Raw genomic sequence first — 16,846 nt, 5'->3', positions numbered from 1 at the left:
TCGAGCTCTTTTTTCGTAGCGTGAGGCGGGCTTGAACCGCCGACCTCGGGATTATGAATCACGCGCTCTAACCAGCTGAGCTACCACGCCATATTGCTTTTGCTTGCCTCTTATTAAAGAGTTCTTGCTTAAGCGACCGCAAAGATAAAAGTTTGTTTTGGAATATGCAATAGAGTGGGCGAAAAAATGATGCCATAGTTTGAGTCTAGCTAATGGGAGGCCCTGACCAATGTGGTAGAAGGATGCGAAGGCACTTCCATGCCTTCTTTGAGTAGAGGTTAGAGGGACGGGTTTAACTTAGTGTTTCAAAGTCCCTATACCTTTTACCAAGTACCCTGTACCGTGAGATTTGCCTTTACACCCCTTGCTTTTAGGAAGCCCAATATGGCAAGTCTCACCCTACACCTTAATCCCCATCTGCTGCATCAACAAAGTTGCGTTGAAACTTTGGCTGACGCCGCGCTTGAGTTTATAATCAAAAAAGAGTTGTCCGTCTTTGATGTCAACTTCAATGGCCCAGTTTTCGATTTGTCCGTTGGCTTCGGCTTCCAGAGCACCGAGTTCCAGGTCGTGGGTGGCAATGATGCCGGCGCCTTTACTGGCAATGAGTTGTCGGATGAGTGCTTTGGAGCCGGTGTGTCGGTCCCGCGAGTTGGTGCCTTTGAGAATCTCATCAAGGAGAAAGAAGACCGGGCGACCTGCCGTTTTGCTAGGGTCTTCCACGGCTTCAATGATGAATTTTAAACGCTTGAGTTCTGCGTAGAAGCTGGAGGTACTTTCGTGCAGCGCATCCTGGGTACGCATACTGGTGTATACCTGTAGCTGCGGTAGGCGAAGTTCCTTGGCGCACACGGGCGCACCAGCCAGAGCCAATACAAAATTGATACCCACCGTCCGCAGCCAGGTGCTTTTGCCGGCCATGTTAGAACCCGTCAGCAGGTGCATGTGGCCTGCAGTGGGCATACTGATGTCGTTGCTGACCCGTTGATCATTGGGGAGCAGCGGATGACCAAGTGCTTCGGCGTGCAATTGTCGTTCTTCTTGTAGGGTCGGGAACACCCACTGGGGTTGGTTCATGGTCAGGTTGCCGAAGCTTACGAGTGCTTCCAGTTCGGCCAACGCATCAAACCATTGGGGCAGGCGATCACTGTGGCGCAACTTCCACTTGTCCATGCGGTAGGCTTGTTGTAAATCCCAGACGACGGAAAATTCCAGCAGGAAGACAAAAGCGTTGTAGCGAACGTCGAGCTGACTCACGCGATAGGCGAGTTGATGGATGGCCCTTGAAGCAGAAACGTCGCCTTCCGTAAAAGCGGCTTTTAAAGCCTTTAGTCGAGGTGCGGTAAACGGTGCCTTTTCAATGTGGGCAATCAACTGACCGTACCGCCGCAAGGTGTCAGCAGCACGTCCGGTGAGGGCGTGCATTTTTTGTACTTCTTCCAGGCTGTTGCGCAACCACCAACCAGCGGGTAGCAGCAGTAGCAATGCCTGGTACCAGGGCCAGACGGTTAGCCACAAGGCCATGGAAATTATAAACAAGAGGGGGGCGACCCAAAGGGCTGCTTTGCGCAATGCATTACCTTCTACCACAAAAGGTTCCTGTAGCCAGTCGTACAAGCGATCAATCTGCCCTTCCTCTTCTTCTAGTGCTGCTCCGTAAGCCCGCAGGTGATGTTGCCATTCCAACTGCTGGGCCAGGTCGCGGGCGGCCGCTTGTCGTTCATCAATAATGGCGTTAGTAGCAGGTTCTTGTAGCCAGCTGGCGAGGCGTGCCTGCCCAATGGAAGTACTCCCCCTGTTGATCATCTGAAAGAGGGAGTAAGGCCCAAATAAATCCATATCATAACTGTAGGGATGCTGCGGGTCGATAAAGGCAGTTCCGGGAGCAAAAGCACGGAAGTCATTGTCTTGTGCCTGAGCTTCAGCAGCATTGAGCAGTGCCAATTGCTGTTGGTGCTGGGCCTCGATCTGGATGCGGCCGTGCCAGCGTACCAACTGCGCAAAGCCAAAAATCCCCAACCCCGTAATCAGTAAGCCCGACCACCACGGGGTTTCGCGCCAAGCCACGATGATCACAGCGATCAACCCCAGGAAAGCTAATAAGCGTACCCAGCCCAGTTGGTCGTAACGGGCTTGTAGTTGAATGGCTTTGGCAGAAAACTCGTCAGCTCTTTTTGGATAGAGAGGAAGCATGTGAGAAATTTGTTGCAAGTACAATTTTGGGAAACAGCACAAAGAAAAGGATAATTCATGGTTAGGGAAGCAAAATAATCTCTTCTTAACTAGCGAATATTCGCTAAAAAGGGTGTAATTTTGTGTACTATGAATGGAAAAATCCCTCACCAGCGAATAATTTTCGGGCTGAAAGTCAAGCAATTAAGACAAGATAAAGGCTTGAGTTTCGCCGAGTTGGCTAAAGCCACAGGGATGTCCGTTTCTTATCTCAATGAAATAGAGAAAGGAAAAAAATTCCCAAAAGACGACAAGATCACGGCCCTGGCGCTCGCCTTAGAGGCCGATGAGCAACAATTGCGCAGCTCAGAGATGGGAGCAAGACTAGCACCCGTCACGGAGTTACTGCAATCCAACTTCCTCAACGAGCTGCCCCTCGATCTCTTTGGGATAGAATTGGGCAAGGTCGCCGAAATCATTGCCAACGCTCCCCTGAGGGTAGGAGCCTTCATTTCTACCTTGTTGGAGCTTTCCCGCTCTTACGCCTTGCGCGAAGAGAATTTCTTTTTTGCGGCCCTCCGCGCCTACCTCGAACTTAACAACAACTACTTCGAAAATATCGAAGAGGCTGTTGAGCAATTCATCAAAGAACACCAGTTGGATGCCAAACGGCCACTAGCTCCGGCTCGACTAGCTGATATTTTAGAGAACGATTTTGATTACGAGCTGGTTATGGATGGCTTGGATGAATATCCCGAAATGCAGGGCGTACGTTCCGTTTTTTTACCCAAGAATCGTAAACTCTTACTCAATAGTGCCTTAGCACCGATGGCCCTGGCTTTCCAATACGGTAAAGAGATCGGTTTCCAGGTGTTGAAACTGAAAGAGCGTTCGTATACGTCCAGCATCCTGCGCCCTCATATTTTTGAAGAGGTGCTTAATCACGCTTTCGCTACCTATTTTTCGGTAGCACTCCACCTGCCTTTGCAGCCTTTTGTCAAAGACATGAAATCGTTTTTTGCATTGGAGCGCTGGGATGCCAAAGCATTTCTGCAAATTATGGAAGCCTACGAGGCCAGTCCGGAGATGTTCTTTCATCGCCTGACCAATGTGATTCCGCGTTATTTCAATATGCCCAAGTTGTTTTTTCTACGGTTCTTACACGACCCCGAGGAAGACCACTTTGAAATCGATCGGGAGCTGCACTTGAGCAAACGCCACCACCCTCACGGCAATGCTATCCTCGAACATTATTGCCGACGTTGGGTGAGTTTGTCTTTACTACATGACCTGGGTGCCATGCAACAAGAGGGCAAATACGTAAGTACCATCGTACGTGCCCAGCGTTCCCGATTTATGGGTACCGAAGACGAGTACCTTTGCATCACGTTGGCACGCCCGGGGGTATCGGAAAATAACCGTCGGGTCAGTACCAAAAATTCTGGCAGGCACAACGTCAGCGTAACCCTGGGATTGTTGATCAACGATGACGTTAAAGAACAGATAAAATGGCTCAATGATCCAACCATTCAAACGCGGGAAGTTAACCGAACCTGTGAACGATGTGCCGTTTCCGATTGTTCGGAACGTGCCATCAGCCCACTTATCGTAGAGAAAAAAAATCGCCTGAAAGCCATTGATGCCCGTTTGACCAAATTAAACCAAGAATAAAGCAACGATTATGAATTTTTCATTGACAGAAGAACAGTTGGCGGTAAAGGAAGCCGCACGTGAATTTGCCCAAAAAGAACTCAAGCCCGGCGTCATAGAACGCGATAGTAAAATGGAATTCCCCAAGGAACAGGTGCGTGCCATGGGCGAGCTGGGCTTCCTTGGCATCATGTCCGACCCCGAATACGGGGGCAGTGGGATGGATACGCTGAGTTACGTTCTAGCGATGGAAGAAATATCCAAAGTCGATAATTCTTGTTCTGTGATCATGTCCGTAAACAACTCCCTCGTATGTTGGGGAATTCAGACTTTTGGTACCGAAGAGCAAAAGCGGAAATACCTTCCCAAACTGACGACCGGTGAGTGGATCGGCTCCTTCTGCCTAAGCGAGCCCGAAGCTGGTAGTGATGCTACCATGCAGCGTACTACCGCCGTAGATATGGGCGATCATTACCTCCTGAACGGCACCAAAAACTGGATCACCAACGGCGGTTCCTCCAGCGTACACCTGGTCATCGCCCAAACCCATCCCGAGAAAAAGCACCGTGGTATCAACGCCTTTATCGTCGAGACCAGCTGGGATGGGGTGGTCATTGGTGCCAAAGAAGATAAATTGGGCATCCGTTCTTCCGATACCCATACCATCATGTACACCGATGTCAAAGTACCTAAAGAGAATCGCATCGGCGAAGATGGTTTTGGCTTCAAATTTGCGATGAAGGTACTCGCTGGTGGCCGTATTGGTATCGCTGCACAAGCTCTGGGCATCGCTGGCGGTGCTTACGAATTAGCCCTGGCCTACTCCAAAGAGCGCGAAGCTTTCGGCAAACCCATCAGTCAGCACCAGGCCATTGCCTTCAAACTTGCCCAGATGGCGACGGACATCGAAGCCGCCAAGCTGATGGTCTACCGTGCCGCCTGGCTGAAAGACAATGGCATGGACTACACGCAGGCGAGCGCCATGGCCAAGCTCTACGCCTCAGAAGTAGCGATGAAGCACACGGTAGAAGCCGTACAAATTCACGGTGGCTACGGTTTCGTCAAAGAATACCACGTTGAACGCCTGATGCGCGATGCGAAAATCACCCAGATCTATGAAGGCACCTCTGAGGTGCAACAGATTGTCATCAGCCGGGGGGTCCTCCAAGGCGATATTTATTTACCAGTAGCGGAGGGTGCCACTGCTGAGCATTAAAAGCATTATGGGCCATGCTGGTAGGGGCGTTGCTGCGGCGGCTCCTACCGGCATCGGGTTGTTTGTCGCTATGGCTCCGGCCATCCCTTGTCCTTCCGGCCTACGGCCTGCGCACTGGTAGGGTTAATCGTACGAATACGATCATACGATTGGTAGTCATGCTGATCGTACGAATACGATCATACGATTGGGTAGGGAACGGTGTTCGCCTTCATAGCAGTGTTGATTGATTTAAGATTTTCTGCCAAAGAGCGACCCGTTCCTGATCAGCATATACGCAAAATTCCGTTTTGTGCATATGATCTAACCAGATGATACCTCAACCAGCACTACAACCCTGAAGGATCAAACTGACGATTGACGCCAAACCACTTCAGTGTGCGTTCTCCCAATCCAGGAGCTGTTACGTGGATGAGGTAAACGCCACTAGCAATAGAAATCTGGCGGAAGTTTTTTAAATCCCACTCCAAGTCAGGCGTGATTTGATTACGATCAATTGCGCGGTTGGTACCCCGGGGTACATCACCGACCTCGTCTCGCTCGTACTTTCGGACAAACTTACCATCCAGCGAGAAGATGGTCACGGTACACTTGGCAGGAAGGTTTGAAATTTTTACCCTGTTCTCAAACGAAGTATTTTCATATTCAGAAAACCCATAGTAAGGGTTGGGGATAACCTGGATAGCTTGCAGGGCATCAGCAAGACCGATTTTATCCAAAGCTGCAGGCTGTTTGCCTTCAAACGTAAAGCGGTAAGTTGGATAACCATTCAACTCCCCTGTCCCTTCTTGTACCTGGTAAGCGTTGTCGACCCGCAGTTTCACAATCACATCTTCAGGAATCAAACCATTAGCATAGCTCAATAGCTGGCGCCCTGGAGGCAATACGATCATGCCACACCAGGTCAGATCACGAAGCACAGCCACCTTGCGTAGTGGATTATCATCACCAAGGCGCACACGAAGCTCAGCGCAGCGATCATAGGACTGGTTGGTCACATAGAGGAAGTGCTGGCCACCAGATACGTAGTTGAACGGTGTTACACCTCCGGTAGCAGTTGCAGATGGAAGAAAGAATTCACTGTGCGGGTTAAACAACATATCACCACCCGAATTGGTCACTTCGGTAAGTGAGTTACAGGCTGGATCAAGCCCTAATTCTGACAGATTATCACAGTCGTACACAGAGTTTTCCCCGAAGAAAATATTCAAGCGCTGGCCGGTCTCTACATCTACTGCATAACCAGGAAACCAGCCCATACCTTCTTCCTCTCCAGTGGGTGGGTTGGCATCTGGTACGGGTAAACCATCTGCACCAGCCTCCTTGCTTACGGACGGATCGGCACGCAAGTCGAACATTTTACGCTCCCCAACGGCAAAGTACCCGGCATCCTCGTAAGCAGGGTTCATCGTTTCTACAATTACACAACGGCTCCATAGCGACTTGTCGTTCGTGAAGACAATATCCACGTTGTTTAAGGTTCTCAAGGAGGTCTGGTTACGGACGATGTTATTGCTGTTCCCTGAATTTACCCAAGCTGGCGTCAAATAGGGCAGACCACCTTCATGATCGCGCCAGTTAGTAAGGTAGTAAGGTATCATGAAACCATTCCCGAGCTTTGAAAAGGACTGATTGGGATCCAATTCAAAATCAATGTCCGTGGAATTGGTGGTAGCCATGAAGTCATAGACCGCTGCATCAAAGACCGGGTTACCCGTTTGGATGGGGAGATTGTCGCGGATACCAAAGAACCAGGGCAATGCATCAGGGTTCCGGTATTCCTCCTCGTAGCCACGGGCACCATTCGACGCCACCACAAAAGGTAATGTCCCCGCATCTGGAACTTGTGCCACCGTTACCGAAAACCCAAACTCACGAATGATTTGCTCATTCAAGTCTGCGATGGAAGTCTCAGAAGTGATCACGGGGGCACCAGCGTTGGTCAGGCTGCGTAGTACCCAGGTTGTTGGTGTGTCCAGCGTTGCGTTAGCCAGGTTGTTGTCAACGAAAGTCAATTCGTACTCCCCATCCACCACCTCAAGTGGGTTGAATATTTGTACATTGATCGGGCCAAAGCCAGCTTGGTAAGTAACCTCACCGCTGAAGGCAGCGGCATTGTCATCACGGATCAATGCTTCGATTTCTTCGCGCGTGTCAGCTGAGATATCGAGGAAGTTAGCGCCCGTACCTACTCCATCAATTCGAGTGATAACAGGGCCTTCTCCATATTGGGATTGTAGCTTGCGATCAAGGATCATGCGTGGAATCACCGTGTAGTGACCGTTCTCACCATCACCGATATTACGGTCACTTTCTCGATAAGGGGTGTCCTGACCAGGGTCTTCACTCTGACGGTTCTGGTCAAACTCCAGGTAGTTGTTGTGTGCGTAGGCTACAGCAGCAAAGTAGTATTTTCGGTGATTCACCAAACGACGATCACCTTCTGCAAACTGGTCTTCCGTGATGTGGAAGGTGTGACGGATGCCTTCGTTGGCACCATCAACTTTTAGTACAGGAACAAAGAAGGGCTCGTCAGTGGGTGTCTCATTATCCCTTGGGCTCAACGCCTCCCAGTTGAAGATTTTGGCAATACCGTTGCGCTTATCTACCTGATATACCAGGCGCACTTTTTCAGGATCATCCTGATCCGCCAAAGACACCTCTGGACCTGCGAACTGGAACAACTTATACCCCTCAAAACGATACAGACTATCTTGGCCACTAGGGATACTCAAACCCTGCTCCTGGTATCCTTCAAATGCGTTGTTGGAAGAAAATGGATCATTGGAGAATAAGGCAATAATTTCACGGTCAAGCTCGACCCAATCTACGTTTGGCGCGTCAGGGCCTATGGGTAGGTGGATACAGTTGTCGATCAAGTCCTGTGCCAGGTCATCTGCTTTCCAGAGGCGGTCTAATCTGGGGCAAGGATACTGCTGGTCTGGCACCCAAACTACGCCCACGATCAACTCATTGACCGCACCCGGAAAAAGGGTAAATGGCCCCGAAGCCTGGATGGTACGACGATCACCTATGGGCAGACCTTCCGCACACATCGACCAGCCATCAGGATCGTTGGGTGGGTCTACAAAAGCGTAACGCGTAATGGGGCCATCCTCTTGATAGCCATCTCCACCAAAGGTAAGTGGAGTACCATCCCGCCAGCGACCTGATAGGTAGTTGTAATATTCTTGCGGCGTATTAGGGTCATTTGTGGGGCCGGGAATAAAACCGGTATTATTGTAGTACGTAAAAGACGACATTCCCAATTCCTCGCCCAACTCATTCAATGGGCCACGGAAGTAGTCAATGCCTATAATGGGGATTTCGTCGCAGTAGGTATTAACCCCCTGGTCACAGACACAACCGTTGGTGCCGTCCAACTGATCGGCATTGTAGATGTAGGCTAAGCTGCGGTCTACATCACAACCTACGTAGTCGTCGGTGTAGCAGCCGAGGTCAGGATCGACCCACATCCCGAAATAGGTGCTATCAAGCTGTTCAATCGCCCGGTTGATCAACTTATACCGTTGAAAAGTCATATTGTTGAGGTCATCGTTGGTCTGGTAGGCGAAGGCCTGCACCTGGATTTCCATCTGCATTTTATTCGGAGAACCAGTCTCGCGGTGGTCGTTACCAGCATCGTTGTATATCCAGAAGATGATTTCATCCGGGCTAGATAGTGGTTCGGATGCCAGGCAGTTACGCATTTCAACGATGGGGTAGTCTCCTTCATCCGGTTCGTAGAACCCATCAAAATCCTGATCCCAGAAACCGGCAAGCCCCTGCGTGGTTTCCGGTAAACGGAACTGGTGGATACCCGCAAAAAAACGGTTGCCGCGAGCAGGCCAACCCAGTATATCGTCTGGAATGTTTGCTGGATCCAGTGTAGTTGCTCCTTGTGCTCGCGCTTGCCGCCATGCCTTGACATGAGTGTCTACATTCACACCACTTACAGTGAAGAACTTATCCCACTGTGCACAGGTGTCACGGCCAGTTCTGCCACGGCGAGGGTCTGCCAACGGACCACTAGGATAGTTATCTGCACCTGGATAAAGCGGGCCAGGGTAATAGTCAAAGTTGCCAAGGCTGCGACCGTAAGTCTGGGCTGCTATTTTCAAGTTACCTCCCGGGTCACGGCCACCAAGCCATACTCCCGCAGCGAAAATAGCCGACACCTCAGGTACACCCAGAGGTGGTTTCGGGACAATGTAATGCCCCTCACTACCGTTCCACCATACGTCGCCACCAGTAGTTAGCCGGGCACGTACGTTGTTGATCTGTTGATCGATTTGGGCAACAGCATTATCGCAATTTTCCCGGAACGATACCTGCTCCGAAGGTTCAGGCCCAGGACGATTGTGCTGGTTGGGGTTGATGTGGGCATGGAGTACCGATGTCAATCCCAATAGTGCGAAGAGCAGCCCATTGTTGTGCCATCTGCGGGATAACCTGAAAAAGAGTAGCGCGCGTTTCATGTTTTAACTTTTGACGGTAAGGGCTTCAAGTAGCTGGTGCTAAAAATAGCTGGAAATAGCGGATGTCGAAGGGTACATTTTTGGAAAAATCAGGTTCCTGATTGCATGATTCTGAAGGTGCGTAGAGAGTAGCCTAGTCTGCTTGCTCGGGCGGATGCTTCCCGTGCAGGCAGGTTGCCCGGGAATTGAGAACTTAATTCTATCTTTAAACGTTTTTCTGTACTGGGCACCATTATGCTTTTTAAGGGCATCTGTTAGAACAGTGCAAAAACGAATGCTCCATTTATTTTTGGCGCAAGAACAAGGACATGAAAACCAGTCTACAAGTAGGTCGTATTGCGGGGGTGCCACTTCAATTTCATTGGAGTTTTTTGCTGGTAGGGCTGTGGTTGGCTTACGACAGTTGGGTGCCGGGCTACGGCTTCAATTGGGACAACTTTCAGTGGCTTTTGGTGTGGATCAGTATGGTGTTTTTGGCAGTGTTGTTGCACGAACTGGGGCATGCGCTGGTAGCTCGGCGCTGGGGCATTGAAACCGAAAAGATTGTACTTTACCCCATTGGTGGCGGTGCTTTTTTGGAGAAAATGCCCGAAGTACCCCGCGAAGAAATAAGCATTGCTCTGGCCGGACCCGCTGTCAACTTCTTTTTGGCCGGGCTGATGGTACCGATTATTTGGTACAGTGGCAACGAAGATTACCTGCTTATTCTACAGTTGTTTTTGCAGCCCAATGGCAACTTTGTCATTTTTGACGCCAGCATTTGGGAGTACCTGGTCGTCGTGTTTTTTGCCCTCAATCTTTTGTTGGGAGCATTCAATCTAATTCCTGCTTTTCCGCTGGACGGAGGCAGAGTACTGAGGGCGGTGCTCAGTAAGCGATTTTCCCGCACACGGGCTACGGTGATGGCTGGCCGCATTGGCATGTGGGGCGGAGCAGTGCTGTTGGCTGCTGGCATCTACTTAGGCGATGTCGTGTTTGCGGTAGGGGCCGTATTAATCTTCAGTATGGCGGCAGCCGAAATTCAGGTGCAACGCCGCCGGGAGCGCCTTTCCAAGGCCATTGTGCGGGACTATTTGCGAGCAGATTTTCAACGACTTTATCTGTCGCCACGGTTAAGCTTGGCGGCTACCCGCGCGCTAATTGCGCAGTGGCCGGATCAGCCCATTCTTTTGTTGGACCAGTGGCAACAACCTCACGGCATCACCAGTAAGCAATCGCTGTTGGCCAAAGACCTGGATGAGTACGCAGACAATGCCATCACTACGCTGGTGGGGCAAGCTCGATGGGAGGGACTGCATCCGGAGGAGAGCCTCCTGCGCGCTGCCGAAAAACTAGACGAACACCAGCTCTTCGCTTTTCCCGTGCTCGATCACTACGGCCGCATCTTGGGTTTGCTGGATCGCACGGCAGTGGAGCGCGTGATTCAACGGAAGAAGTGACATGGACTTTCGGTGAAAGCCCGTAGCTGGCTACTTCGTGCCCTGGAAGTAGAGGGGGTATAGGGATAAACAGACTTTGCACACACGTTTTAGCGGTCTTATTCGTTATCCGAGAACTACAAAAAAAACATCCCTATGAAAAATCTTTTCCCCCTCCTTTTACTGGTGCTTTTATTCTCCACTTGCCAAGACGATGAAGCGGTGACGCCCGATCCTTACGATGAAGAATTGCAACTGGAAATCGTAACCGGTATCAACGTCCGTGATGTCAATGCTGCTCCGCTCGGGAGTTATGGCAATCCTAATGTTTTCTCCGGAGAAGTCGATTTTTATCCGAACCCTGCGCTCGGACAGGCAAATGTCATCTACTTTGGTGCGGCTGGACTGAATGTAAAGCAATACTGGATTTTTGCGGCCTCCGTTGATACCTCTTATGCTGATATTAATTACAACTTGTTGCTCGACAATGCTACTTATTCACCCGACGAGGTAGCTGCGTTGAATGTTGTGCAGACCAATACTGTCAATCAGCAAGGCTTTGCCCTGAATTTAGAGGGCTTCACTCCTGGCTACTATCGCATCTTTTACTTGATGAGTGACAATACCCTTTATTGGGACAACATCTATGTTGATCCAACAGCCTCTGATCAGCTTAACCTCACTAGCGAATTGAGCGACGATTTTTAGGTGTCAATGTTTTAAACTAGATTTTGCAGCTTGGCAGACTCCTCAAAATTGTATGTCCCTAACTGCTAGTTCAACGTTAGCTTGGCATACCCTGTGACGTATGTAAAACCAATGCCAAAAAGGGAAGGAGTTGGAAGAGTCCCACACCGCGAGTGAAACGAGCTCCCCCGCGAAGCCCGACCAAATGGTCGGGAAGAGCACCCCCGTGAGTTCCGAAGCATCGGAACGAACACCCCTAAGCCGAAATATTCAAAGTAAACTGCACCCTCACATTGTCTTTGAGCACAGGCAGGTGGTAAGCACCCCAACGGTACCATATACTTGCTCCCAGGCCGATGTAGAAGGCCTTGAAGTAAGGAATCCGGAGGATGTTGTCGAGTCCGGCGCCTGATTCCCAGTAGCCGTGCCGCATGTCTTTAAAATCAAGTCCCTGATGTTGGAATGGTGTTGATAATTTACCCCAGCCGAGTTGCTGCATGAGGCGTAATTCCGGACGAAAATAGGGGGTCTTTAAGCGCCCCAATACGGTACCGAAACGGTGTGTGAAAAAAAGATAAGCAAATTTTTCCTGGGCAAATTCCGTTACACCGGCCGTATTGAACAGGCCATTGCCGGTTACACCATTCTGGCTGTTGCCCGGCGCCTGGAACAAATAAGGGTAGGGGAGAGCTTGGCTCAGGTAGCCCGTTTCGAGGGTTATCTCTGTGATCCCCAAGAATTTCCAGTGTTGTTCGTGCTGCAAGCGGGCAGTGACTCGTTGGGCAGAGCGGTTGTCCACCCTGAGATGCGCGATGGTCAGGTCGAGAATAGGAAAAACCGGGTAAAGGATTGCTTCCAGTTGGTCCATCTTTACCAGGCGCTCACGGAGTGCCCAGCGGAGGCGAGTACCGTATTCTTCCGTCTGGTATTTTGAAAACGCCTCGGAGGGATCGGCTCCAAAAGCATAATTGTAGTTGAGGCTGCGCACTTCTTTTTGGGCATAAAAATTGAGTTGCCAGCTACCGTGCGGGCGGAAGATTAAATCTGCCCGCAATTGCTCCTGGTTATCAAGACGTTCCAGGATGAGGTTGCGTGCGGTCCAATTGGACCAGGGGTTATTCACACTCGAAAGGTAGTCGATATTTCCTGGTGCGACCAGGTCCTTGCGGTAGCTGAAACGCAGTTTTAAATCGCGTTGCGGATAGATTTTTAATTCGAATGCGCCACCATATTTCCACTGTTGATCCTTAATACCGTAGCCTCCGTAGGCATAGATTGAACCAGTTTGCCATAGCTCGGGGCTGGGCTTTAATCCTACGCCAAGTCGAACACCTTCGCGAACATTACTATTGAGTAAATCTGGTACGACCAAGTCTAATTTTTGAGTACCCCACAAACCACTACTGATAACCTTTATAAAGCCGTTGTAAGCACTCAGTATCCGATAGGCGGGTTTTAGTTCCGGAAGCGAATCCCAATAAGCGTAAGTATTGGCCTCTCTGGGATGCAGGGGCAATAATCGGAGGCTATCATCCAGCCCATCCGTGAGCGGATTTACTTCTTTTAAGTAATGATTGAAAATACTGGCCGGCGGAGGATCTAGTGAGATGTTGGTGAGTACACTCTGATTGCGAAAACCATATTTGAGGAAGAGTTCTCCCTGGTTAATTTGAAAAAAAATATCAGCATGTAACACGGTTGGAAACCAGCTACCTCCGACACGATGACTTTCTTGTTGTATGGTAAACTGGATGCTCTGCTGCGGATCAGCTGGTGTTGCGATTACCCGTTCGATCGCGTATCCATCGGTGTGAATATAAAGGACGCCTTTGAGTGCGGTGAAGTACTTGTTGGGCAAAGGCTGAAACTCAATAACATAGGTCGTGTCCGAAGCGTGCACAATGGTATCAGCTAAGAGGAAATCGTAATGCTGAAAGGTTCCTTTACTTAGGGGGTTGACGTAGTTTTGGTCCGTCATTTCCATCCTGATCACTTCTTTGTAAAACCCGAAGGGCTGAAAGTTGATAGGATTCAAGCCTCCCGTAAAATCATTGGGCATAGAAGATTGGGTGGCTATGATGATTTCCTTTTTTTGATGTGGAGCCCGGAAGGCATGTTGGCTTCGCGTTTCAGTTACCCACAGCTGCATTTCGTTGGCAAAGAGGTCCTGGCGTCGTTGTTGGAGGGCAGCGTTTCGCTGGAAAGCAGCTTCGCGTTTTGCATTTTTTTTAGGTTCATGAGCTTTGCTTGGTGGTACAGAGATGGTGTCAATCCCCAGTACCGTCTTGTGGTAAGCATCATAGCTAAACCCCTTCTTTTTAGCAGGATCGTGCTGGTCTCGAGCTGCCAATGCTGCCCTAATGATGCGCCAGGCGGGATTTTCTTCAGGACGAACGATTACTTCTTCCAAGACAAGCCCTGCGGTGGCCATGGTAAGCCTAAGTTTTTGTGTACTACTTAGTACGAAGGTTTGCTCCGTATAGCCCACGTAGCGCAGCCGTAAAGTGTCGCCAGCTTCTGCCTGGATTTTGAATTTGCCATCTACATCCGTGTAGCAACCCTCGGTGGTTCCGATTCGTTGGATGCTTACGAAAACCAGGGGTTCGCCATTGTCTGCATCAAGGACAATACCTTGATAAGTAATGGATTGGGCAGCTAATTCCTCCCCAGGGTGAACCACGGTCAGTAACAATAAAAAAGCAAGTAAGCAGACGTTCTTCATGGATAGATAAGACTAAAATAGGGAATCAAAGCTTAGATTTGTATCCGTCGCCATTTGATTATTACAATGATACAAACCTAGTCTTAGGCTTTACATTGTTTACTTGGATTTACTTAACTTGGTAAAATGCGCTTTGTTTACTAACCCCACATGATCGATGAAAAAGTATAAGCTCCTTACCCTGATTCTTTTTTGCCCGTTGATTGTTTTCCTGCAACCCATGCCTTGTACGGAGAATCCACCAGCAATGACACCGACCTGCATGGAGGCTTGTGTCATCTGTGATATTGATGGTTTTACGGGGCGGCACGAAAGTAATGTGCCCGGTATGGCGCCCGCTGATTTCTGTACGATTGTGGTCCATAATGCGCAGTGGATCGCTTTTATCGCAGGTACAGAAGACCTTACGATCGAGATCACCACCTCCAACTGCCAGATGAATGCTGGTTTGGAGATAGGGATGTATGAAGGCATCAATTGTACCAATTTTCGGCGGGTGTCGAATTGTGAAGGGGGAACCACAACGATAGTCTCACCTGGTATTCCACGATTGATCAGCAATACGGAACCTTTGGTAATTGGGCAGTATTACTATCTGGTGATGGATGGTGCCTTTGGCGACAATTGTGATTGGACGCTGGAGGTAGTGGAAGGCAGCACCGAAGCTGCACCGCTCAATGATGCACCCATCATCGAAGGCCCAAACATTTCGTGCCCGGAATTAATCACAACCTACACCACTCCGGGATTGATGGGAGGCACCGAATACGAATGGCGACTAAATGGTGCGCTGATCAGTACGCTAGACAGCGCATCGGTCAGCTGGCCAGGTACTGGCGTTTTTGAATTGTGTCTTCAGATTACCAACGCATGTGACGAAGCACCACCGGTTTGTAGAAGCATCTTGGTAGAGGCTACTGCACCGACCGTCTTTCAGGAAGCTATCTGCTCCGGAGAATGTTTCGTGGTACACGATTCACTGTCGCTCTGCGAGGAAGGTTTTTACGAGTTTAACTTTCCTACCGCAGAGGGTTGCGATAGCATAATTATCGTAGACCTTACGGTTGTGGAATCAGCAGAAACCCTCCTCACGGCTAATATCTGCGAAGGCGACAGTCTCTTCATTGGCGGTATTCCTTATTTTACGACGGATACCCATACGACGGTACTTGAAAATTACCTGGGTTGTGATAGCACGGTCATTCTGGATTTGGGGCTGATTGTCTGCGAAATTGAAGGAACTATTGGGCAGGTACCGGTCGTCTGCCGGGGAGAAGCAACGGGACAGCTTACCTTTTCGGTGATGAATGGGACGCCGCCTTTTAGTTTCAGTGCTATACAATTAGGGAGTTCATCCATGGCAGTGACGGGCACCTTGGATGCGCTTAATACACCTTTTAATATTTCCAACCTGGTGGCAGGAACTTACCTCATCACGATTGAGGATGATTTTGGCAACGACCTGGTACTGATCCAGGAGGTCACCCAACCCGCATTGCTCACGGCAACTTTACAGCCCAGCGACTTTGGGGGCTATAACCTCAGTTGTGCCAATGGCGATGATGGAACGATCACTGCATTACCGATGGGTGGTGTCAGTCCGTATAGTTATCATTGGGGCAGTGGTGAGCAGACATCAGGGATAACTGATTTAGCTGCCGGAACTTATACGGTGCAAATAACCGATGCCGTAGGCTGCTCTCTCTCTAGTTCGCTCACCCTCATAGCACCTGCACCACTAGCAATGACTGCCGCGTTTATTGATCCTGATTGTGGTGGCTATGACACTGGGGAGGTCAATGTCGGCGATATCTCAGGAGGCACACCTCCTTATCTGTTTGCGCTGAATGGCGGTGTTTTTAGCCAGCAACAACAATACCCCGGCCTCAGCGCTGGGAGCTATACCCTGGTAGTCGAAGATGCCAATGGATGTACGGAAGCAGTCAGCGACATTTTGCAAGCCAGGGTGATTCCAATCATTGAACTAGGAGCAGATACCAGTATTGAGTTGGCGGAAGTGTTTACATTGCGCCCCATTTCGAGCGTGCCGCTGGATAATTTCTTTTGGTCGCCTGCGGATGGACTATCCTGTGTAGATTGTCCAAACCCTACTTTAACGGCGATTCAGCCCATTACTTACACCTTGTCGGTAACCTCCATAGATGATTGCACGACAACCGATTCGATCACCATTCGGGTGCTGGATAAACGCGACGTCTTTGTGCCGAATGTCTTCAGTCCAAACAATGATGGCGTCAATGACCAATTGATTGTTTTTGGTGGCCCGGAGGTCGTACGCATCATGAAGTTTCGCGTTTTCAACCGCTGGGGAGACTTGGTTTACGAAGTAAGCGAGCTAGCACCCAATTCCTCCACCCAGGCATGGGATGGCCGCTTTAAGGGCGAAGTCCTGGGGAGTGATGTCTTCGTCTGGTCTGCCGAAATAGAATTCATCGACGGTGTGACGCTGGATTATGCGGGGGATGTTTTGTTGTTGGATTAG

The 16,846-nt window shown here is 49.8% G+C and carries 8 protein-coding genes and 1 tRNA gene; 5 read left to right on the top strand and 4 right to left on the bottom strand.

Annotation, left to right across the window (positions count from 1 at the left end; genetic code table 11):
* Nucleotides 1-16: 16 nt before the first annotated feature.
* Nucleotides 17-90 (bottom strand) — tRNA-Met (locus tag AB0L18_RS04395).
* A gap of 309 nt (nt 91-399) precedes the next feature.
* Nucleotides 400-2,193 (bottom strand): hypothetical protein, encoded by a 1,794-nt coding sequence (locus tag AB0L18_RS04390; protein WP_367391368.1) that lies wholly within the window; start codon nt 2,191-2,193, stop codon nt 400-402.
* A 129-nt stretch (nt 2,194-2,322) separates the two neighbouring features.
* On the opposite strand from AB0L18_RS04390, the gene AB0L18_RS04385 reads away from it, so the two are divergent.
* Nucleotides 2,323-3,843 carry a helix-turn-helix domain-containing protein gene (locus AB0L18_RS04385; RefSeq protein WP_367391367.1) on the top strand — a complete coding sequence of 507 codons (1,521 nt, stop codon included), beginning with the start codon at nt 2,323-2,325 and terminating at the stop codon, nt 3,841-3,843.
* A gap of 10 nt (nt 3,844-3,853) precedes the next feature.
* Nucleotides 3,854-5,038, top strand: coding sequence for an acyl-CoA dehydrogenase (locus AB0L18_RS04380; RefSeq protein WP_367391366.1), 1,185 nt, complete (start codon nt 3,854-3,856; stop codon nt 5,036-5,038).
* Nucleotides 5,039-5,367: 329 nt separating this feature from the next.
* Here the strand turns inward: AB0L18_RS04380 and AB0L18_RS04375 are convergent, their stop codons facing one another.
* The gene (locus tag AB0L18_RS04375; protein WP_367391365.1) at nt 5,368-9,516 is read right to left on the bottom strand and encodes a hypothetical protein; all 4,149 of its coding nucleotides are present in this window, start codon (nt 9,514-9,516) and stop codon (nt 5,368-5,370) included.
* Nucleotides 9,517-9,824: 308 nt separating this feature from the next.
* Here AB0L18_RS04375 and AB0L18_RS04370 point away from each other — a divergent pair, with 308 nt between their 5' ends.
* On the top strand, nt 9,825-10,955 hold the full coding sequence (locus tag AB0L18_RS04370) for a M50 family metallopeptidase (protein ID WP_367391364.1): 1,131 nt from the start codon (nt 9,825-9,827) through the stop codon (nt 10,953-10,955).
* 135 nt (nt 10,956-11,090) lie between these two features.
* On the top strand, nt 11,091-11,642 hold the full coding sequence (locus AB0L18_RS04365) for a hypothetical protein (protein ID WP_367391363.1): 552 nt from the start codon (nt 11,091-11,093) through the stop codon (nt 11,640-11,642).
* A gap of 235 nt (nt 11,643-11,877) precedes the next feature.
* Here the strand turns inward: AB0L18_RS04365 and AB0L18_RS04360 are convergent, their stop codons facing one another.
* Complete coding sequence (locus tag AB0L18_RS04360) at nt 11,878-14,343, bottom strand: DUF5686 family protein (RefSeq protein ID WP_367391362.1); 2,466 nt, start codon at nt 14,341-14,343, stop codon at nt 11,878-11,880.
* Nucleotides 14,344-14,500: 157 nt separating this feature from the next.
* Here AB0L18_RS04360 and AB0L18_RS04355 point away from each other — a divergent pair, with 157 nt between their 5' ends.
* Nucleotides 14,501-16,846, top strand: a complete 2,346-nt coding sequence (locus AB0L18_RS04355) for a gliding motility-associated C-terminal domain-containing protein (RefSeq protein WP_367391361.1) — start codon at nt 14,501-14,503, stop codon at nt 16,844-16,846.

Source organism: Lewinella sp. LCG006, assembly GCF_040784935.1.
GTDB lineage: Bacteria > Bacteroidota > Bacteroidia > Chitinophagales > Saprospiraceae > Lewinella.
Note: the sequence above shows the minus strand (reverse complement) of the source record. Positions and strands in the feature narration are given on the sequence as shown.